The organism is Nocardia barduliensis (genome assembly GCF_013315795.1).
GTDB lineage: Bacteria > Actinomycetota > Actinomycetes > Mycobacteriales > Mycobacteriaceae > Nocardia > Nocardia barduliensis.
Genome location: NZ_JABLTE010000017.1, coordinates 21,760 through 41,113 on the forward strand (window position 1 = coordinate 21,760; position 19,354 = coordinate 41,113).

Annotated in this window: 23 protein-coding genes; 15 read left to right on the plus strand and 8 right to left on the minus strand. The window is 70.7% G+C overall.

Annotated features, from left to right (window positions below):
* The first annotated feature begins 89 nt into the window (after window positions 1-89).
* From HOV91_RS10040 to HOV91_RS10070, 7 genes are read left to right on the plus strand one after another with little or no spacing between them, the layout of a single operon-like run.
* Window positions 90-1,358 carry a beta-ketoacyl-[acyl-carrier-protein] synthase family protein gene (locus HOV91_RS10040; RefSeq protein WP_174185179.1) on the plus strand — a complete coding sequence of 423 codons (1,269 nt, stop codon included), beginning with the start codon at window positions 90-92 and terminating at the stop codon, window positions 1,356-1,358.
* Window positions 1,355-2,593, plus strand: a complete 1,239-nt coding sequence (locus tag HOV91_RS10045) for a ketosynthase chain-length factor (RefSeq protein WP_174185180.1) — start codon at window positions 1,355-1,357, stop codon at window positions 2,591-2,593. Before HOV91_RS10040 ends, HOV91_RS10045 begins: the two co-directional genes overlap by 4 nt.
* Window positions 2,590-2,844, plus strand: coding sequence for an acyl carrier protein (locus HOV91_RS10050; protein WP_217440052.1), 255 nt, complete (start codon window positions 2,590-2,592; stop codon window positions 2,842-2,844). The genes HOV91_RS10045 and HOV91_RS10050 overlap by 4 nt, the downstream gene beginning before the upstream one ends.
* Window positions 2,841-3,779, plus strand: a complete 939-nt coding sequence (locus HOV91_RS10055) for an aromatase/cyclase (RefSeq protein WP_174185181.1) — start codon at window positions 2,841-2,843, stop codon at window positions 3,777-3,779. The genes HOV91_RS10050 and HOV91_RS10055 overlap by 4 nt, the downstream gene beginning before the upstream one ends.
* Window positions 3,776-4,702: an MBL fold metallo-hydrolase gene (locus tag HOV91_RS10060; RefSeq protein WP_174185182.1), complete on the plus strand. Its 927-nt coding sequence runs from the start codon at window positions 3,776-3,778 to the stop codon at window positions 4,700-4,702. Before HOV91_RS10055 ends, HOV91_RS10060 begins: the two co-directional genes overlap by 4 nt.
* Window positions 4,690-5,949, plus strand: coding sequence for an FAD-dependent oxidoreductase (locus HOV91_RS10065; RefSeq protein ID WP_174185183.1), 1,260 nt, complete (start codon window positions 4,690-4,692; stop codon window positions 5,947-5,949). Before HOV91_RS10060 ends, HOV91_RS10065 begins: the two co-directional genes overlap by 13 nt.
* A gap of 2 nt (window positions 5,950-5,951) precedes the next feature.
* Window positions 5,952-6,713 carry an alpha/beta fold hydrolase gene (locus tag HOV91_RS10070; protein ID WP_174185184.1) on the plus strand — a complete coding sequence of 254 codons (762 nt, stop codon included), beginning with the start codon at window positions 5,952-5,954 and terminating at the stop codon, window positions 6,711-6,713.
* Between the two features lie 64 nt (window positions 6,714-6,777).
* On the opposite strand, the gene HOV91_RS10075 is transcribed toward HOV91_RS10070, so the two are convergent.
* Window positions 6,778-7,146: a winged helix-turn-helix transcriptional regulator gene (locus tag HOV91_RS10075; protein WP_174185185.1), complete on the minus strand. Its 369-nt coding sequence runs from the start codon at window positions 7,144-7,146 to the stop codon at window positions 6,778-6,780.
* Window positions 7,147-7,249: 103 nt separating this feature from the next.
* Here HOV91_RS10075 and HOV91_RS10080 point away from each other — a divergent pair, with 103 nt between their 5' ends.
* Window positions 7,250-7,744, plus strand: coding sequence for a luciferase domain-containing protein (locus HOV91_RS10080; protein WP_174185186.1), 495 nt, complete (start codon window positions 7,250-7,252; stop codon window positions 7,742-7,744).
* A 29-nt stretch (window positions 7,745-7,773) separates the two neighbouring features.
* Window positions 7,774-8,163, plus strand: coding sequence for a lipocalin-like domain-containing protein (locus HOV91_RS10085; RefSeq protein ID WP_174185187.1), 390 nt, complete (start codon window positions 7,774-7,776; stop codon window positions 8,161-8,163).
* A 10-nt stretch (window positions 8,164-8,173) separates the two neighbouring features.
* On the opposite strand, the gene HOV91_RS10090 is transcribed toward HOV91_RS10085, so the two are convergent.
* Both HOV91_RS10090 and HOV91_RS10095 read right to left on the minus strand, forming a co-directional pair.
* Complete coding sequence (locus tag HOV91_RS10090) at window positions 8,174-8,650, minus strand: acetyl-CoA carboxylase biotin carboxyl carrier protein (protein ID WP_174185188.1); 477 nt, start codon at window positions 8,648-8,650, stop codon at window positions 8,174-8,176.
* 15 nt (window positions 8,651-8,665) lie between these two features.
* Window positions 8,666-9,448, minus strand: a complete 783-nt coding sequence (locus HOV91_RS10095) for an SDR family NAD(P)-dependent oxidoreductase (RefSeq protein ID WP_174185189.1) — start codon at window positions 9,446-9,448, stop codon at window positions 8,666-8,668.
* A gap of 173 nt (window positions 9,449-9,621) precedes the next feature.
* Between HOV91_RS10095 and HOV91_RS10100 the strand changes: the two genes are divergently transcribed.
* The 3 genes from HOV91_RS10100 to HOV91_RS10110 all read left to right on the plus strand — a co-directional run bounded on the left by HOV91_RS10100 (window position 9,622) and on the right by HOV91_RS10110 (window position 11,842).
* Window positions 9,622-10,041, plus strand: a complete 420-nt coding sequence (locus HOV91_RS10100; protein WP_174185190.1) for a nuclear transport factor 2 family protein — start codon at window positions 9,622-9,624, stop codon at window positions 10,039-10,041.
* Between the two features lie 125 nt (window positions 10,042-10,166).
* A complete protein-coding gene (locus tag HOV91_RS10105; protein WP_217440091.1) occupies window positions 10,167-10,307 on the plus strand; it encodes a hypothetical protein in 141 nt (46 codons plus the stop codon).
* Window positions 10,304-11,842, plus strand: coding sequence for a sensor histidine kinase (locus HOV91_RS10110; protein WP_312884546.1), 1,539 nt, complete (start codon window positions 10,304-10,306; stop codon window positions 11,840-11,842). The genes HOV91_RS10105 and HOV91_RS10110 overlap by 4 nt, the downstream gene beginning before the upstream one ends.
* Before the next feature lie 33 nt (window positions 11,843-11,875).
* Here the strand turns inward: HOV91_RS10110 and HOV91_RS10115 are convergent, their stop codons facing one another.
* On the minus strand, window positions 11,876-12,280 hold the full coding sequence (locus HOV91_RS10115) for a DUF6463 family protein (protein WP_174185191.1): 405 nt from the start codon (window positions 12,278-12,280) through the stop codon (window positions 11,876-11,878).
* A gap of 63 nt (window positions 12,281-12,343) precedes the next feature.
* Between HOV91_RS10115 and HOV91_RS10120 the strand changes: the two genes are divergently transcribed.
* Window positions 12,344-12,940: a TetR/AcrR family transcriptional regulator gene (locus HOV91_RS10120; protein WP_174185192.1), complete on the plus strand. Its 597-nt coding sequence runs from the start codon at window positions 12,344-12,346 to the stop codon at window positions 12,938-12,940.
* A gap of 27 nt (window positions 12,941-12,967) precedes the next feature.
* Here the strand turns inward: HOV91_RS10120 and HOV91_RS10125 are convergent, their stop codons facing one another.
* Window positions 12,968-13,396, minus strand: a complete 429-nt coding sequence (locus tag HOV91_RS10125) for a hypothetical protein (protein WP_246349961.1) — start codon at window positions 13,394-13,396, stop codon at window positions 12,968-12,970.
* A gap of 705 nt (window positions 13,397-14,101) precedes the next feature.
* Between HOV91_RS10125 and HOV91_RS10130 the strand changes: the two genes are divergently transcribed.
* Complete coding sequence (locus tag HOV91_RS10130) at window positions 14,102-14,569, plus strand: hypothetical protein (RefSeq protein WP_174185193.1); 468 nt, start codon at window positions 14,102-14,104, stop codon at window positions 14,567-14,569.
* A gap of 15 nt (window positions 14,570-14,584) precedes the next feature.
* Here HOV91_RS10130 and HOV91_RS10135 read toward each other — a convergent pair whose 3' ends face one another.
* Both HOV91_RS10135 and HOV91_RS10140 read right to left on the minus strand, forming a co-directional pair.
* Window positions 14,585-15,910 carry a cryptochrome/photolyase family protein gene (locus HOV91_RS10135; RefSeq protein ID WP_174185194.1) on the minus strand — a complete coding sequence of 442 codons (1,326 nt, stop codon included), beginning with the start codon at window positions 15,908-15,910 and terminating at the stop codon, window positions 14,585-14,587.
* 163 nt (window positions 15,911-16,073) lie between these two features.
* A complete protein-coding gene (locus tag HOV91_RS10140; RefSeq protein WP_312884547.1) occupies window positions 16,074-16,694 on the minus strand; it encodes a lipocalin family protein in 621 nt (206 codons plus the stop codon).
* Window positions 16,695-16,889: 195 nt separating this feature from the next.
* Between HOV91_RS10140 and HOV91_RS10145 the strand changes: the two genes are divergently transcribed.
* Window positions 16,890-17,735: a MerR family transcriptional regulator gene (locus tag HOV91_RS10145; RefSeq protein WP_174185196.1), complete on the plus strand. Its 846-nt coding sequence runs from the start codon at window positions 16,890-16,892 to the stop codon at window positions 17,733-17,735.
* A 241-nt stretch (window positions 17,736-17,976) separates the two neighbouring features.
* On the opposite strand, the gene HOV91_RS10150 is transcribed toward HOV91_RS10145, so the two are convergent.
* Complete coding sequence (locus HOV91_RS10150) at window positions 17,977-19,326, minus strand: TIGR01777 family oxidoreductase (protein WP_174185197.1); 1,350 nt, start codon at window positions 19,324-19,326, stop codon at window positions 17,977-17,979.
* Window positions 19,327-19,354: the final 28 nt, after the last annotated feature.

Below are 19,354 nucleotides of genomic sequence, written 5' to 3' on the forward strand. Positions count from 1 at the left end.
TCGAGCGAGGTTCGAGGGTCCTGCTCGATGCTCGATCCCACCATCGAAGGGAGAAACGCCATGAAAGCCAACGCATCCGGTGGTGCGCGGTGATCCGCCGCGTCGTCGTCACCGGGCTCGGCGTCCGCGCGCCCGGCGGGTCGGGCAAGGACGAGTTCTGGAAGCTGCTGTCGGAAGGCCGCACCGCGACGCGGCGGATCTCGTTCTTCGACGCCTCGCCGTACCGGTCCCAGGTGGCCGGCGAAGCGGACTTCGACCCGGCGCGCGAAGGGTTGTCGCCCAGGGAGATCCGGCGCATGGACCGGGCGGTGCAGTTCGCCGTGGTCTGCGCGCGGGAGGCGGTGGCCGACAGCGGGTTCGACCTCGCCGGGTTCGATCCGCACCGGCTCGGCGTGAGCCTCGGCAGTGCGGTCGCCGCGGCCACCAGCCTGGAGCGCGAGTACCTGGTGCTGTCGGACTCCGGGAAGAACTGGCTGGTCGACGAGACGTACCTCTCGCCGCACATGTTCGACTACATGATTCCCAGCGTGATGCCCGCGGAAGTGGCCTGGAGTGTGGGGGCCGAGGGACCGGTTGCGATGGTCTCCAACGGGTGCACCTCGGGACTGGACTCGGTCGGGCACGCCGTGCAGCTGATCCGCGAGGGCTCGGCCGACGTCATGGTTGCGGGCGCGTCGGACACCCCCATCACACCGATCGTGGTGGCCTGCTTCGACGCGATCAAAGCGACCACACCGCGCAACGACGAGGCGGAGGTGGCCTCGCGGCCGTTCGACAACTCCCGCAACGGATTCGTGCTCGCCGAGGGCGCCGCGATGTTCGTGCTGGAGGCCTACGAGAGCGCCCGCAAGCGCGGCGCGCACATCTACGCCGAGATCACCGGTTACGCGACCCGGTGCAACGCCTATCACATGACGGGGCTGAAGGCGGACGGCCGCGAGATGGCCGAGGCGATCCGGGTCGCGCTCGACGAATCCCGGATCGACCCGACTGGCGTGGACTACGTCAACGCGCACGGCTCCGGCACCAGGCAGAACGACCGGCACGAGACCGCCGCGGTGAAACGCAGCCTCGGTGCGCACGCCTACGCCACGCCGATGAGCTCGATCAAATCGATGGTGGGGCACTCGCTCGGCGCGATCGGCTCGGTCGAGATCGCCGCCTCGCTGCTCGCGCTGGAACACCAGGTGGTGCCCCCGACGGCGAATCTGCACGAACCCGATCCCGAATGCGATCTGGACTACGTGCCACTGGTCGCACGGGACCACCGGATGGACACCGTGCTCACCGTGGGCAGCGGATTCGGCGGCTTCCAGAGCGCGATGGTGCTGCGCAAGGCGGAGGCGGTGGCGGCATGATCCTCGTGACCGGAATGGGGGTGCTCGCGCCGAACGGACACGGTGTGGAACGTTTCTGGGACGCCGTGCTCGCCGGGCGCGGCGGCATCGCGCCGCTCACCCGCTTCGACACCAGCCGCTCGGCGGCGCGTCTGGCCGGCCAGGTCGCCGATTTCGACGCCGGTGAGCACCTGCCGAGCCGGCTGCTGCCGCAGACGGACATCTCGACCCGGATGGCGCTGGTCGCCGCGCAGTGGGCGCTGGACGACGCGAAGGTGGACACCACCACGCTGACCGACTACGACATGGGCGTGGTGACCGGGAACGCCTCCGGCGGATTCGAATTCACCCATCGCGAGTTCCACAAACTGTGGTCGCTCGGCTCCGAGCACGTCAGCGTGTACGAGTCCTTCGCGTGGTTCTACGCGGTCAACACCGGCCAGATCTCTATCCGGCACGGCATGCGCGGTCCGAGCAGCGCCTTGGTCGCCGAGCAGGCGGGCGGGCTGGACGCGATCGGCCACGCGCGCCGCACCGTGCGACGCGGGACGCCGCTGGTGGTCACCGGTGGCGTCGACTCCGCGCTGGACCCGTGGGGCTGGGCCGCTCATCTGTCCAGCGGCGCGGTGAGCACCGCCACCGACCCCGAGCGCGCCTATCTGCCGTTCGACACCGCCGCGGCCGGATACGTGCCCGGTGAGGGCGGTGCGATGCTGGTCGTCGAGGACGCCGCCGCCGCGCGGGCTCGCGGCGTGCCGAAGGTGCACGGCGAGATCGCCGGGTACGCCTCGACCTTCGACCCGCCGCCCGGTTCCGGCCGGCCGACGGGCCTGCGTCGCGCCGCCGAACTCGCGCTGGCCGACGCCGGGATGACGACCGGTGACATCGATGTGGTGTTCGCCGACGCCTCCGGCCTACCCGACCGCGACCGCGACGAGGCCGCCGCCATCGAGGCCCTGTTCGGGCCCTGCGGCGTTCCGGTCACCGCGTCGAAGCCGCTGACCGGGCGCCTGTTCTCCGGTGCGGGCCCGCTCGACGTCGTCACCGCGCTGCTGGCGATGCGGGACTCGGTGATCCCGCCGACCGCCCGCACCACCACGCTCGCCGAGGACTACCGGATCGACCTGGTTCTCGGCGCACCGCGCACCGCCACCGTCGGCGGCGCGCTCGTTCTGGCTCGCGGGCGCTGGGGTTTCAACTCCGCGGTCGTCGTGCGCGCCGTGTCCGACCGAGAACTGCCCAGGAGCGACTCATGACCATGACCATCACCGAATTGCGCAGCATTCTCGTGGCCTGCGCGGGCGGCGAGGATCTCGCCGAACTCGACGGCGACATCGCCGCCGTGGAATTCGAGGAGCTGGGCTACGACTCGCTCGCGCTCATCGAGACCGCGGCGCGGATCCAGCGCGACTTCGGCGTGACGATCCCGGAGGAACAGCTCATCGAGGTCAAGACGCCGCAAGAGCTGGTCGACATCGTGAACGCCCAACTGCGGGGTGTGGCATGAACGCCACGGTGCTGACCCACTCGAAGGTGGTGCAAGCGGCGCCCGAGGTCGTCTACGGCCTGGTCGCCGATGTGACCAGATGGCCGGTGATCTTCGAGCCCAGCGTGCTGGTGCGCCACCTGCACCGCGAGCCGGAGCAGGAGCGCTTCCAGCTGTGGGCGACCGTCGGCGGCGAAGTGCGGAACTGGACCTCGCGGCGGGTGCTGGACGCCGGTCAGCGCCGCATCGTCTTCGAGCAGGAACGCAGTCAGGCGCCCATCGCGTCGATGGGCGGCGGCTGGTCGTTCCGGGAGATCACCCCCGGCACGACGAAGGTCACGCTGGACCACCACTTCACCGTGGTGGACGGCGTCGATCCCGATGAGGTCGCGGCGGCGGTGGACCGCAACAGCGAGAGCGAGCTCACGGCGCTGGCCCGCATCGCCGAACTCGGCCACCCGGTGGACGAGGTGATCCACACCTTCGAGGACACGGTGACGCTGGACTGCTCGGCCGCCGAGGTATACGACTTCGTCTACCACAGCGAACGCTGGCCCGAGCGGGTGCCGCACGTCGGCCGCATCGAGCTCACCGAGGATTCCGAGGGCGTGCAGCTGATGGAGATGGACACGGTGACCGCGGGCGGTATCCCGCACACCACCACATCGATCCGAGTGTGCTTCCCCGGCCTGCGGATCGATTACAAGCAGCTGGTGCCGCCCGCGATACTGTTCGGCCACAGCGGCGCATGGGAGTTCGCCGACGGACCGGACGGCGCGGTGGTGACCGCGCGGCACACGGTGGCGATCAATCCCGCGGCCGCGCGCGAAATACTCGGCGCGGCCACCGATCTCGCCGACGCCCGCGCGTATCTGACCGAGGCGCTGTCGGCAAACAGCCGCAACACGCTGCGGTGCGCGCAGCGCTACGCCGCGACGACGAAGTCGCCGACATGACCGCCACGGAAACCGCCGCGATACCGCGCGTGCGGGAGATCGCCGACGGCGTCTACGCCTACACGCACAACCGCGGCGGCTGGTGCGTCAGCAACGCAGGCGTGCTGGTCGGGCCGGACGGCGCGGTGGTGATCGACACGCTGGCGACGGAGGGACGCACCCGCGCCCTCGTCGAGTTCGTCGACGGGCTCGGCACCGGCCCGGCCCGCACCATCGTGAACACCCACCACCACGGCGACCACAACTTCGGCAACCACCTGTTCGGACCGGCCGCCGTCGTCATCGGCCACGACCGGATCCGGCCGGAGATGATCGAGACGGGGCTGGCGCTGACGAAGCTGTGGCCGGACGTCGAATGGGGCGACGTACGGGTCACGTTGCCCAGCATCACCTTCAACTTCCGCCTGACCTTGCACCGGGGCGAGCGCCGGGTGGAACTCATCCACTTCGGAACCGCCGCGCACACCACCAACGACGTGGTGGCGTGGCTGCCCGAAGAGCGCGTGCTCTTCGCCGGGGACCTGGTGATGGCGGGCGCGGCGCCGTTCTGCCTGATGGGCTCGGTCAGCGGCACGATGACCGCGGTTCGGCGGCTGGCCGCGCTGGGCGCCGAGACGGTCGTCGCCGGGCACGGCCCGGTCACCGGGCCGGAGATCTTCGACCAGACGCTGCGGTACCTGAGCTGGGTACAGAAGCTGGCCGCGGAGGGACGCGCGCTCGGGCTGACGCCGCTGGCGATCGCGCTCGAGGCCGACCACGGCGAGTTCGCCGACCTGGTCGATCAGGAGCGGTTGGTCGGCAACCTGTATCGCGCGGACGCGGAACTGACCGGCAGGCGGCTCGGTGAGCCGCTGGACGTGCTCGCGATATTCGACGAAATGGTGCTCTACAACGGCGGGCGGGTGCCGACATGCCTGGCGTGAGATCCGAGTCCGTCCGGGTCTGCGTGCTCGGCGGCGGCCCCGCCGGACTGATGACGGGTCTGCTGCTGGCACGCTCCGGCGTCGAAGTGCTCGTGCTGGAGAAGCATCCGGACTTCTTGCGGGATTTCCGCGGCGACACCGTGCACCCCTCGACACTGCTCGCGATGGACGAACTCGGACTGGCCGAGGAATTCCTCGCACTGCCGCACGTCGAGCTGCCCCAGCTGCCGATGGCGACCGCGACCGGTCCGGTGGTGTTCGCGGACTTCAGCGCCCTGCCCGGCCCGTTCCCGTTCGTGGCGTTCATGCCGCAGTGGGACGTGCTGAATTTCCTCGCCGAGGCGGGCGGCCGCTATCCCGGCTTCCGGTTGGTGCGGCAAGCGGAGGTCACCGAGCTGATCCAGTGCGACGGCGCGGTGGCGGGCGTCCGCGCCGTGACGGCCGATGGACCGCTCGAGGTCGCCGCCGACCTGGTGATCGCGGCCGACGGGCGACATTCGATCGTGCGCCGGTCCGGGCTGCTCGAGGTCGCCGCCAGCGCGGCGCCCATGGACGTGCTCTGGTTCCGGATCGGCAAGCCGGAGGGCGAACGGCTGCCCACCGTGCGCAGTGGGAAGGGATTCTTCATCGTCTGTATCGATCGGGGGGATTATCTCCAGGTCGCGTACATGATCCCGAAGGGTGGCTTCGCGACGATCCGGGACGCGGGGATCGCACGGTTCCGCGCGGACCTGGCCGCCATCTATCCGGTGCTCGCGCCGTATCTGGACGCGGAGATCCTGCACTGGGACGACGTGAAACCGCTCGACGTCCGGGTGGATCGGCTGCGCCGCTGGTACCGCCCGGGACTGGTGGCGATCGGGGACGCGGCGCACGCGATGTCCCCGGCGGGCGGGGTCGGGATCAACCTGGCGATCCAGGACGCCATCGCGACCGCCCGGTTACTGGGACCGATCCTCGCCGCGGGGGCGACGCCCTCCACGGCTCAGCTGCGCACCATCCAGCACCGCCGCGAATTACCCATGCGCGTCGTGCAATTCGCGCAGTTGCACCTGCTGGCCGATCTCTACCCCAGCGCGGGACGCCCCGGGACCGACAAGCCGCTGCTGGTCCGGCTGCTCCGCCGTTTCCCGCGCCTGCCCCGGCTGGTAGCCCGGGTGATCGGCCTCGGCATCCGGCCCGAGCCGGTGCCGCCCGCGGCCTCGATCGGAAACGTCACGGCCATAACGAGACTCAGGGAGAACTGATCGTGTCGACCTACCTGCTCATCCACGGCGCCTTCCACGGCGGATGGGTCTGGCAGCGGGTGGCCCCGCTGCTCGAGGACGCGGGCCACCGCGTCCTGGCCCCCTCGCTGGTCGGTCTCGGTGACCGCGCGGACCTGCTCACCGCGGACGTCGGCCTGGACACCCATGTCCAGGACCTGATCGACCTGATCACCACCGAGGACCTGACCGGCATCGTGCTGGCCGGCCACAGCTACGGCGGCATCGTGATCACCGCCCTGGCCGACGCGCTGCCGGACCGCATCGCCGAACTGGTCTACATCGATACCTTCGTGCCCCGTGACGGCGAAGCGGTCGCCGACATCATGCCGGGCATGGTCGACGCCTTCGCGGCCGCGGCGACGGCCACCGGCGACGGCTGGCGCGTGCCGCCGCAAACCGAGCCGACGGGTGACGGCGGACTCTACGGCGTCACGACGGAACCCGACCTCAGCTGGGTGGCGTCCATGCAGACGCCGCAATCGCTGAAGACCTTCCAGCAACCGATGAGGTTGGCGAACCCGGAAGCGCTGGCTGCCATTCCGGTGACGCACGTCCACTGCGGCGAAGGCGGCGCGGACTTCAAGGCGATGCGCGCGGCGATGCCACGCACCCTGCCGCCCGCCGACCTGCCTTCCGACCGCCTCCACGTGCTCCCCACCGGGCACGACTGCATGATCACGATGCCGCGCGAATTGGCCGGATGCCTGCTGCAAAGGGCGCCCGAATCGGCACCGGCCGGCTGATCCCGGCCCCGGCGCGGAGCCGGTCGTCTCCTGGACGACCGGCTTCCTCGCGTGCCGGATCGGGTCAGATCGCACCCGCGTCATAGGCGGCGCGCGCCGCCAGGACCTCGCCGAGATGTTCACCCGACCAGGCCACGATGCTGCTGAACACCGGGGTCAGCGTCCTGGCCAGCGCGGTCGCCTCGTATTCGACGCGCGGCGGGACCTCGGCGTGGTAGGTGCGCGCGACCAGGCCGTCGCGTTCGAGCTGGCGCAAGCGCTGGGTGAGGACCTTGGGCGTCAGGCCGGGGATCCGCTGTTGCAGTTCGGTGAAGCGAAGCCGGCCGTCGTGGGTGAGAACCCAGAGCACTTGGGTGGACCAGCGGCCGAACACCAGATCGATGACCGGTGTGATCGGGCAGGGGTCGACGGAGGTTTCAGGCGCGGTTGTCATACGTCCTCCCGGTGCGTCACTTTCCCCTTGGTTACTACTATACTTTGGAAAGTAATGTGTTTCCCAGGGTCGCGAGCACGCGAAATCCGAAGGGAGCACAGTCATGACGACGACAACAGTGGACGGGCGCCTGAACCTGCCGCGCCGCTCCGGCGAACGGCCGCGCACCCGTGCGCACACTCCGCACCAGCAGCTCAGCCAGATCTCGCCACCCGACCTGCAAGAGCAGCTGTGGTCGCGGATGACCACGCTCGCCGACGTCCTGCCCGGCCGCAGCAGCGTATCCGTACCCGACACCCGGGCCCTGCACCTGCGGCCCGCGATGGCCCATGGGCCCCGCGAGGCGTACCTCGCGGGCAGCGAATTCGCCCACCTGCACGGGCACGGCGACGGCAGCCTGCACTTGTGCCTGCCGAGAGAAGTCGTGGCGCAGGCGCTCCGGCAGGGGTGGGCGGAACAGCATCCGATGGCCCGGCAGGGATACCTGCCGGGAACGCTGGTGATGGTCTACGGACCGCGCGATCACGAGGAGCTGGAGGTCGTCTGGCAGCTGGTCCGGATCAGTCACCGCTTCGCCCATCGACCGGCTACAGCGTGACTAGAGCGGCAGCCGTCATCGTCGGTGCCATGAACGCGACCGATCTTGTGGGCACCTGGGAACTGGTGTCCTACTACGACATCGACGAACGGGACGTCACCAGCGAGGGCCCGCTCGGCGACGCGCCGCGCGGCCTGCTGATCTACGGCGCGCACGGCTACATGTCGGTGAGCATGATGCGCACGGACGGGGCCGAGGCAGCCACCCCGTTCATGGGCTACGCGGGCACCTGGCGGCGATCCGGCGCGGAGGTGGTGCACGCGATCAGCGTGTGCTCCAACCCGGCGTGGGCGCGCACCGAGCAGGTGCGGCAGATGTCGCTGAACGCGGATGTGCTGACGCTCATCGGCGCCGCGCAGGTGGACGGGCGGACGCAACGCCGGGTGCTCACCTGGCGTCGCAGCCACCCGCCCGCCTGAATCGGGACCGTCATTCCGGCGTATACGAGAACAACGGCTCATCGAATTGGACCGGTTCGTTGTCTTCCTTGAGTATCCCGGTGATCACGCCACCGGCCTGGGCCGTCACCGGGATCATCAACTTCATCGCCTCGACGATGGCGATCTGCTGCCCGGCGCTCACCCGGTCGCCGACGGCCACGAAAGGGTCCGCGCCGGGCTCGGGGCACCGATAGAACACGCCGACGCTGGGGGCTCGCACGACCGCCCCGAGCGCCTGCGGCTCCGCGGCGGCTTCCCCGGGCGCCGCGGCGACCGCCACGGGCGCGGACGGGGCGGCCGCCTGCCACTCGGCCTCGACGGTCACCTCCCCCACCTGGAAGCGCAGCGCGCTCGGCGGCCGCGGGAAACCCGCGAGCAACTGCAGCGCGCCGGTCTGGATCGCCTCGAGCACCCGGAGGTAGTCCTCGTGCCCGGTGGCGGGGGCGTTCTCTTCCACTGCGGTCATTGCCCTCACCCCTCGTCAGTAATTGCCCAGTCCGCCACAGACGTTCAGCGCCTGCGCGGTGACGGCGCCCGCCCCGGGGCCGATCAGATAGTCGACCATCGCCGCCACCTCGTACGGTTGCACGTAGCGGCCGATGGGGACCCGCGCACTGACCCTGGCGTGCACTTCGTCGGTGTCCACACCCCACAGACCGGAATACACCTCGCGTACGCGCTCAGCCATCGGCGTCTCCACGAATCCCGGGCACACCGCGTTCACGGTGATCCCGGTCTTGGCCAGTTCGAGCCCGAGCGCCTTGGTGAAGCCGACCACGCCGTGCTTGGACGCGGAGTACGGAGCGCCGTGCACCACGCCCTGTTTGCCGCCGGTGGAGGCGATGTTGACGATCCGGCCGCTGCCGCGTTCGAGCATGCCGCCCGCGTTCAGCACCGCCTTCGTCATCAGGAACACGCTGTTGAGGTTGGTGTTGATCACGTCGAACCACAGCTCGTCGGGCACCTGCGCGGTGACGCCTCCGCCGCTGCGGCCCGCGTTGTTGATCAGGATGTCGACCGGACCGTAGCGCCGCACACCCGCGTCCACGTATTCGCGGACCTGCGCGGCGTCGGCGACGTCGCATACCGTGCCGTCCACTTCGTGACCGTCGTCCTGCAAGCTCTTCACCGTGTCGGTCACCCGCTGCTGATCGCGAGCGCAGAGGAACACCGCGATGCCCTGCGCCGCCAGGCTTTTGGTGATCTCCAAACCCATTCCACTGGTCGCTCCGGTGACCAGCGCGACGCGCCGATTCTTCGCCATGACTCCTCCATCGGTCGTTCTTCCGAGTACCCCGGGCATTTCGACCACCAGGGTCGACCCGCGTCCTATAGATCCGGTCAACCGCCGGTCGCGGACCGCGGCTCGACCGAGGCTCTAGCAGCGTCGGCCACTGTGGCGTGCAGCCGAGCCCCGCCGCGTCCAGAGGAGCCACCATGACCACCGTCACAAGCCGCACCGAGTTGTACGCCGAGGTCCAGCAGTTCTACGCCGAGCAGATGCAGCGGCTGGACAACCGCGACATCCCCGGCTACGCCGCGACCTTCACCGAGGACGCGGAATTCGAGCACACCCCGGGCATCGCGCCTGCCCGGACCAGGGCGGGCATCATCGCGGACCTGGTCGAGTTCCACAAGCGCTTCGAGACCGACCCGATGCAGCGCAGGCATTGGTTCAACATGATCAATCTGCAGCCGCAGGACGACGGGACCATCGTGTCCACCGCCTATTGCCTGGTGGTCAAGATCCGGCCGGGCAGCAAGCCGGAGATCGCGCCGAGCTGCGTCGTGCACGACGTGCTCGTCCGCGCCGACGGCGCGCTGCTGACCCGGTCGCGGCGAGTCGCCCACGACTGATCCCGGCAGATCGGCTACTTCGTCCTCGGCGTCCGCGCCGCCGAGCGGCGGCGGGTGGGAGCGTCCACAGGAAACACCCAGCTCGCTCGCAGATTGCTCGGTGCTCGCGGCGCGACCATGGGCTCATGACCAGTCGCGAACCCGAAGCTCGCGTCCTCATCGTCGACGACGAACGGCGCAAGGTCGACACCACCGGACCTAAGCCGCTGCACACACTGCGCGGGGTGGGCTACGTGCTGCGCGAACCCCAGCCGAGCTGGACGTGAGCGCGCGGGCGGAAATCGCGCGGCGGATATCGGCGGTCCCGCTGCGGGTGGGGCTGGTGATCGCGCTGCTGTTGCTGACGGCGACGGCGCTGTTCGCCTCGGGGGCGGCGGTGACCTCGGCACTGAGCCGATCGCTGACCCAGCGCACCGACGAGCAACTCTACGACGCGGCCCGGTCCTGGGCGCAGCCGCGTCCGATGCGTCAGGTGATCACCACCGACGGTGGCGTGCAATGGATTCCGGCCGACCTGCCCGCCGCGCCCGTGCCGCCGAGGTCGGCAGGCGAGCAGCCGCGCCGGTTCTTCGAACTGCGCACGGGCGCCGACGGGCAGGTGTATCCGGACCCGCCGGGCGGCAACAGCGCCGAATCTCCCGCCCTCGGCGGCACGACACCGGGCACACCGGCGACGGTGCCGTCCTCGGACGGTTCTTCGGTGGACTGGCGAGTGCTGACCACCACGAACCAGTACGGTTCCACCACCATCGGCCTGCCCCTGACCGACAACCAGGAGACGGTCTCCCGGTTGATCTTCTTCGAGATCGGCACGGGGGCAGTGGCTTTGCTTGCCCTGGGCGTCGTCGGCTACGTGGTGATCCGGCGCAGCCTGCGGCCGCTGCGCGAGGTGGAGCGGACCGCGGCCGCGATCGCGGGCGGTGACCTGCACCGGCGGGTGCCGGTGCGCGGGGTCGACACCGAGGTCGACCATCTGGCGCGGTCGTTGAACGAGATGCTCGCGCAGATCCAGCACGGCGTGGCCGCCACCGAGGCGTCGGAGGAGGCGGCCCGGCGCTCGGAGGCGCGGATGCGTCGCTTCGTCGCCGACGCGAGCCACGAGCTGCGCACGCCGCTGACCACGATTCGCGGTTTCGCCGAGCTCTACCGGCAGGGCGCCAGCACGGACGCCGGGATGGTGGTCGGCCGGATCGAGGCCGAGGCCGAGCGGATGGGTCTGCTCGTCGAGGATCTGCTGTTGCTGGCACGGCTGGACGAGAAGCGCCCGCTGGCGCGTAAGCCCGTCGACCTGCTCGCGCTGGCTGGCGACGCCGTGCACAACGCCAGGGCGATCGCCGCCCGCGATCAGCCGTCCCCCGCCGCGCCGGACCGTCCGATCACGCTGGAGATCGGCGACGGCGAGGGCACCCTGGACGTCATCGGCGACGAGGCCCGCCTGCGCCAGGTACTGGCCAACCTGCTCGGCAACGCCCTCACCCACACCCCGCGCGACGCGGCGGTCACCGTGCGGCTGACGGCCGCGCCCGACCGCGTCCGCCTCGACGTGATCGACGCCGGTCCCGGACTGTCACCCGATGCCACCGCCCGCGTGTTCGAACGGTTCTACCGCGCGGACGCCTCGCGCACCCGCGCCAGCGGTGGCACCGGGCTCGGCCTGTCCATCGTCCGAGCACTGGTCACGGCGCACGGCGGGCGGGTCTCGGTCCAGAGCGAACCGGGCCGGGGCAGCACCTTCACGGTGGTGCTGCCCCGCGAGCCCTCGGACGCGCCGAACCCGGAGCGGCCGGTCGGGCCGCGGTGACCCGACGCCGCGCTCGAGTCGCTTCCTGAGCGCTCACCGTGGCGCGGCCGCGGGCTGCGCCGCGTGAACGGCACGCCGAGCCCCTACCGCGAGCAGCCCCACCGCGACCCAGGCCAGCGCCCACGGTGCGGGCTCGAGGATGACACCGGCGACCACGGACCAGATGCCCAGCGTCCACGCGACGAACGGCGGCGGCACGATGCCCCGCCGATCCAGCCACAGGACGAGCACGCCGACCAGGACCAACGGCACACCGAAGCTACCGGTGGTCAGCCAGAACGACGCCATAGCCGGGCTCATCTCGCTGATCCCCTCCTCCGGGCTCCACAGCCGCGCGGTGAACCACGAGCCCGCGTGGTCGGGAGCGACCAACACCCAGCTCCCTAGTGTGTGCCCGAGTCCGAGGAACACCAGGAGACTTCCTGCCCACTTGATCATGTCGAATCACCCTCCATTACGGAACTGGCAGTTCCGATACTGACAGTTCCGTATAGTAGAGCTGTGCCGAAACCGCGACAAGGCCAAGGACGTCCGCGCAACAGTGAGGTCGATCTCGCCATCGTCCGGGCCACCCGAGAACTCCTGGCCGAGCGCGGCTACGCCGGACTCACGGTGGACGCCGTGGCGGCGACAGCCGGCATCGGCAAGGCCGCGATCTATCGGCGCTATGCCACGAAGCAGGAGATGATCTTCGCCGCGACGGTGCACGACATGCGGGAGCAGCCGCCTCCCGACGCAGGCACCCTGCGCGCGGACTTGGCCGCCCTCACCCGGACCATCGCCGCCCAACTCGGCGGCGCGCCGACCGACGTGCTCGCCGGACTGCTCGCCGACATCTACGCCGATCCCGCGCTGAGCGCCCGCTTCGCCGAAACCTTCCTCGAACGGGAACGACAGGCCGTGATCGAAGTGCTCGCCCGCGCGGTGGCCCGCGGCGAACTGGCCGTGTCACCCGACCCGGCCACGGTGCACGCCCTGCTGCTCGGCCCGATCTTCGCCTGGCTGCTGATCCTGGACGGCGACCGCGCCGAAATCCCCGAACTCGCCCGCACGGTCGCCGAATCGACCGCCACCGCGCTACTGTCCGCTCCCGCCTGACCACGCGTCGGCGAGTTGCCCCGCCGGTCAGGCCCGCGGTGGACGAAGCGGCAGCAGGATTTTCGGCAGGTCCCTGGCCAGGCGGGTCGCGCCGACGAGCATGTAGCCGCCGGTCAACGCGACCAGCGCGACGGCGGTCGGGCGCGGGACGTCGCCGCGGAGCACGCGCACGCCGCCGTGCGTCGTGTCGAGGATGTCCACCAGCAACGCCAGGCGCTGCCAGCGGGGCAGCTCTTCGGCGGGCGCGGTGAGGTATCCGAGACCGAGCGCGATCGCCCGTGCGCCGAAGATGCGGGTCATGTAGTCGAGTTCGGGCGTGGGGCGCACGCCGAGCGCCTTGGTCAACGTCGCAGGGGCCACGAGGGCGGCCGACCCCAGCGCAACCCGGCCGAGCGCCAGCCCGCGCAGCGCACCGGCCAGTGGAGAGTGGGACTGCCGCATGCTGTTCGTCACCATGCCCCGAGCCTCGCCGAAAAACGCGGTCAGGTCGAATACCTGCGCGGTAATCGACCTGAACGCGGTGCGTGCACAGGCTCACAACATCCGGGCCTTGCCGACATCGTGGTCGAGCACAGGTTTTTCACCGGTCGGCGTACGACGACTGATCGACCGGGCGAGGGCTCCGTGACTCCCAGCGGCCCTGGTCCGCTCGCCCGGGAACCACCATGCGCTCAGAGGATGAGCAGGATGAGCGCTTTCTGCAGGGTGTCCACGATGCGGCCGATGGTGATGGCGATCTCGACGGTGCCCATGACAGGCCCCTTTCCTCGGGCATGGTGAATCCTCGACCCCTCAATTCAAGCGCGCGCGACGGCGATTCGGAAGCGCACGCCGGAATCGCCCGATTCCGGCCACCCTTCGCGCCGGACGACCGGCCACGCAGACGCATGATCCGGGTATCGGAATCGTGGCGGAAGGCTGTCGAGACGGGTTGATCCAGGACGCCCGTCTCTTCGAATCATCTGTGTCGCGCAGCCATCGCGGCCGTGGATGCGGAATTCCGCACCGCGCAGACCTTTCCATCTACCGTCAGGAGCGCCTGTGTCGTCGCACCCGTTGACCCGAAGAGACCAGGACTGTTTTCGGGATACGGCGAGCGCAATCGGGCAAGCCACAGCGATACTCGGCGGCCTTCGCCGAGACCCCGCCGATCACGCGGCGGTGGACGCGGGGATCGCGATGCTCGCCGACCGCGGCGCGGGCACGCCGAGTACGGCCACGGCCGACCACCGTCACCTCGGCCGGGCCATGCACAGCGTCCTGACCCACCTCCGGACGAGCGCCGAGCGCGCGAACCGGCACCGCGTGACATCCGTCGCGGACGAACTCGCCGAGGTCATCGGCATCGTCGAGGAATGCGGTCGACACACCGCCGGACTGTTCGCGGCACCGTTCGACCCCACCTGGGCCGCGTGGTATCGCGCCGAGATCCTCCGGCTGGCCGAAGACGCCGACGACGCTTTCCGCCGCCTGTTCGCGCGATGGTATTTCGACACCGACGACCTCGCGGCGGTGGCCGGGATGCGAGAGGTCAGCGACGAAGTGGAGAACGTGGTGCGAGCCTTCGAGGAGGTCGCCGACGCCGTGCCCGCGATCGTCGCCGACCGGCCGAGCGAGCTACCCCGATAGCCGCGCCTCGCGGCATCACATTCCGACGAAATCGATGATCGGCCCCGGATAGTCCGCCGGGTCGACGCCCGCGCGCCACGGGCGATGGATGCTCGCCCCGGGCAGGTGCGCGAGTTCGGGAACCCAGCGCCGCACGTAAGCGCCGTCCGGGTCGTATCGTTCGGCTTGGCGCAGCGGGTTGAGCACCCGGTTCGGCCTGGTGTCGGTGCCGGTACCGGCCACCCACTGCCAGTTGAGCTGATTGTTCGCCAGGTCGCCGTCCACCAGCCAGCGCAGGAAATGCTCCGCCCCGACCCGCCAGTCGACGCGCAGCGACTTGGTCAGGAAGCTGCCGGTGATCAGCCGCGCCCGGTTGTGCATCCAGCCCTCCGCGCGCAGCTGCCGCATTCCGGCGTCCACGATCGGATGCCCGGTGCGCCCCTCCCGCCATGCGTCGACGGCCTGCTCGTCCGTGCGCCAGCGGATCGCGCGTTCGCGGTAGTCCGACCAGGCCGCGGACGGGCGGGCAGCCAGCAGCTGGTGGTGGAAGTCGCGCCAGGCCAGCTGCCGGGCGAACGCGTGCCCGCCCTCGGTGGACATGTCCACCCGATGCACCAGCTCGACCGGGGACACGCAGCCGAAATGCAGATACGGCGACAGCCGCGAAGTGGCGTCGGCGGCAAGATCGTCGTTGTCGCGCGCGTAGTGCTCGATCGGCCCGGAAAGCCAGTCCCGCAGGATCTTCCTTCCCGTGGTCTCGCCGCCGACGGCCAGCCGCGGCGAAGTGGGGCCCGCGCACAGTTCGCCCGCGTCCGGCAGCGGCAAGCTCGACACCTGGGGCACCGTCAGATCGCGCGGCTTGCCGAGCGGTTTGCGTTGTGGCGCCTGCGACCAGCGCCGGAAATACGGGCTGAAGACCGCGAAGTGGTCGCGCCCGGTGGCGGGCAGCAGCGACTCCGGGTCCACGGCGGTGATGGTGGCGGGATGCGTGTGCAGCAGACAGTCGCGGCGCGCGAGACGCTCACGCAGGGCGCGTTCCCGGCGGCGGCTGTAGCCGCTGACGTCGGCGGCCAGGTGCACGCTCTCGGCGTGCACCTCCGCGACCACGCGGTCGACCTCCGCGGCCACCTCGCCGCGGCGCAGGACCAGGCTGCCGCCGATGGCGCGCAATTCGTCGTCCAGTTCGGCGAGCGCCGCGCGCAGAAACCGGGCGCGGTTCGGCGCGGCGAAGCGGCCGGAGAGGATGGCGTCGTCGAGGACGAACAGCGGTACCACCGCCGCGCCCTCCAAGTGCGCGGCCGTGAGCACCGGGTTGTCCCGCACCCGCAGGTCGCGGGTGAACAGAGCGATGGTGACGGTCATCGGACGCGCTTCCCCTGCGCGCCATAACTGTTCACCGTCGAACCTTCCCGAATCAAGGGCGACACGACCGTGCTCGGCGCCCATGAGGGCCGCGCCGGGGCGACATCGGGCGGCTCAGCCATACCGCCTACGACGCGACCCTCACGAACGCCGAGCATGTCGATCACCCCACACAGAGCGGGACGATGCGCGAGTCACCGCCCGTCGTCGGGGAGGTGAGGTACACGCACGGGTTCTGACCGACCGCGGTGATCGCCGCGCGCACCTGCTGCCAGGCGTCCGCGTCCAGCGCCGCGGCGCGGGCCAGGACGAACCCGGATGTCCGGCTCGGATCGGTGACCAGCGCCCACGAGTAGTCCGGGCCGAGCGCGGTGACGATGTAGTTCGGCGGCCCGTCCGGTCGGTCCTGGCTCGGCACGCCGGGGAAGCTGACGTGCAGCTGCGCGCTGGTCTCCGGGTCGGTGACCCGCGCCGTGCCGCTGATCTCGTTGCGCGTGTTCGCCCACGTGGTGCAAGTGTTGCGCACCGCGATATCGCCCTGCGGGTCGAGCGCGTAGTTCGCCTGCGTGTCGCGCGCGCAGGCCAGGTTGAAGTACTGCGGCACGGCGGCGAGCTGCCGCCACGTGCCCAGGTACCTGTCCAGCTCAAGGCGCGGCACCGGCGCGGGTCCGGTGACCGGGCCGGGCGCCGCGGTGACGCCACCCGCCGCGAGCACCGACGCGGCCAGCGCCGAGACCGCCCCCGCGAGCAGGCGGGTGGAAGTCAACAGCTTGCGGCGGTTCACGCTAACTCCTAGAAAGATCGGCGACGCGGACCACCGTAGCATATAACGATGCATAATTGATGCACAGGAGTTTCAGAAGGGAGCGGTGCCTTGGCAGGCGAGGGTGACGCTGTGCCGCGACCGCGCGGACCGACCCCGCCACGCGACCGCCCGGGCGGGGCGGATTCCGTCGGCGGCGCCGGGCAGAATAGGGCGATGCCCGCCGGTTCCGTACCCGTGTCCGACGCGGCCGGTTACACGGTGCGCGCGGTCGCCGAACGTCTCGGCATCCCGACCGCGACGCTGCGCAGCTGGAACCGTCGTTACGACATCGGGCCCCCGCAGCACCGTCCGGGCAAGCACCGCCTGTACACCGAGGCCGACATCGCCATGCTCGAGCGGATGCTCACCCTGATCCGCGCGGGCGCGAGCCCGGCCGGGGCGGCTGCGACGGTGCGCGGGCCCGCGCCAACGCTCGGTCGGCGCGAAGCACTGCTGAGCGCGGCCTTCGCGCTGGACACCGGCTCGGTGTCGAGCCAGCTCGACGCGCACGTCCGCGCGTTCGGCGTGGTGGACACCTGGAACCTGCTGTGCCGTCCAGCTTTCGCCGACATCATCGATCGGCAGCTCGGCGGCGAGGGATGCGTCGACGTCGAGCACCTGCTGTCCTGGTGCGTCATCTCGGTGCTGCACCGGACGTTCCCGCCGCCGACGGCCGACGGTCCGACGCCGGTGGTGCTCGCCTGCACCAGCGGCGAGACGCATTCGCTGCCGCTGGAAGTGCTGCGCGCGGCACTCGCCGAACGCGGCACCGGAGCGCACATGCTCGGCGCCGACGTCCCCGCCGCCGCGCTCGCCGACACCCTCGCCCGGTTCGACCGCCCCGCCGCCGTACTGCTGTGGTCGCAACAGGAGTCCACCGCGTTGACCTCCGCGGTGCGCGCCTGCCTCGGTGCGGACGCCCGGGTGCTGGTCGGCGGCCCGGGATGGGAGGCGGTCTTCCTTCCCGACGGCGTGGAGCGCGTCGACAGCCTGGTCGACGCCGCCGACCGGCTCGCCTGAATCCATCACTCGCGCCGTAGCATTCGACGGCTGCCGCGGACGGCACGGTACGAAATCGTCCCTCGCCGGGTGCGCGTCGGCCTCGACTCGATCACCTAACGATGCTCAACCGATGCAGCAGTACCGCCGCCATCGTGTAGTCAGCGGCCGAGCACGCAGTCTCGCAATCAACTAGCACACTCCATCCGGAACGACGGACATCCGCCGCGCGGGTGATCGGCAGCGGCGAGGCACCCGAACTTCAGCCCGTCGACCTGCCGAGCAGATGCCGCAGCGCCGGCTCCAGCGTCGGCGCGCGGAACCGGTGCCCGGCCTCGGCCAGCCGTGGAGGGACGACCCGCTGGCAGGCGGACGCCAACTCCTGGTTGCCTTCTCGACCCAGTAGCAGCCCAGGGGCGAACCCCGGCACCGGGAACAGCGCGGGCCGGTGCAGCACACCCGCGAGGACCTCGGTGTACTCGGCATTGCGAACCGGTTGCGGCGCAACGGCATTGATCGCACCGGACAGGTCGCCGTCCCAGAGCGCCCGATGGTAGACATCGGTCAGGTCGTCGATCCCGATCCACGACAACCACTGACGACCGTCGCCGATGCGTCCGCCCAGCCCGGCGGTGAACAGCGGGCGCAACAGTCGCAGCGTGCCGCCGCGCGGGGACTGCACGATTCCGGTGCGCACGCGCACCACTCGCACCCCCGCTTCGGCCGCGCGAGCCGTGGCCGCCTCCCACTCCTCCACCACGTCGGCGAGGAAGCCGTCACCGCGCGGAGACAGCTCGGTCAGCGTGTCGTCGCCGCGATCGGAACCGTAGTAACCGATCGCGGAGGCGCTGGCGAAGACCGGCACTCCCGCGCGCGCCGCCACCTCGGCCAGTTTCCGGGTCGGCCCGATCCGGCTGTCGGCGATCGCGCGCTTGTGTTTCGCGGTGAACCGGCCCGCGATGGAGGCCCCGGCCAGATGCACCACCGCGTCCACGCCGTCCAGCAGGTCCGGCGCGGGATCGCCGGTGTTCCACTGCCTTTCGTCCGTCGCCCGGGGCGGGTGCCGGACCAGCCGCACCACGCGGTGGCCTCCGGTGGTGAGGAACGCGACCAGCGCGGCGCCGACCAGGCCGGACGCGCCCGTCACGGCGACCGTCCTGCCCGCGAAACCCGCCCGCGCCGCCCGCGCGTGGGCCGCCAGATCGTCGGCGAGCTGCCGGTGGCGGTAGGCGAACATGGGACGCAGCACCGTGGCGGGCACCGGCGCGTCCACCCGGTCCACCACCAGGGTGCGGTTCTCGTCCACGACCTCGAAATCGTGGGTGTGCCGCCAGGGCAACAGTCCGGCGGGCAAGGAGCCGACTCCGTCGACGGTGACCGCGTCGACGAAACGGCGCGGCGGGTCGTACCCCCGCGGATCGTGCCGGGCAACCCAGCGCAGGCCGCCGGGCAGGCCGAGCACCGCCTGCCCGTCGGAGAGCGAATCGGATTCCGCGCGCGGCGAGACCGGCTGCCAGGGCGGAGCCAGGCGGGTCAGCGCGCCGGGACGGGCGTGCCAGGCGAACACCTCGGACCGAGGAAGATCGATGACGCTCGAATACTCGATGCCCATCACCCGACTGTAGCCCGGAACCGGCTAG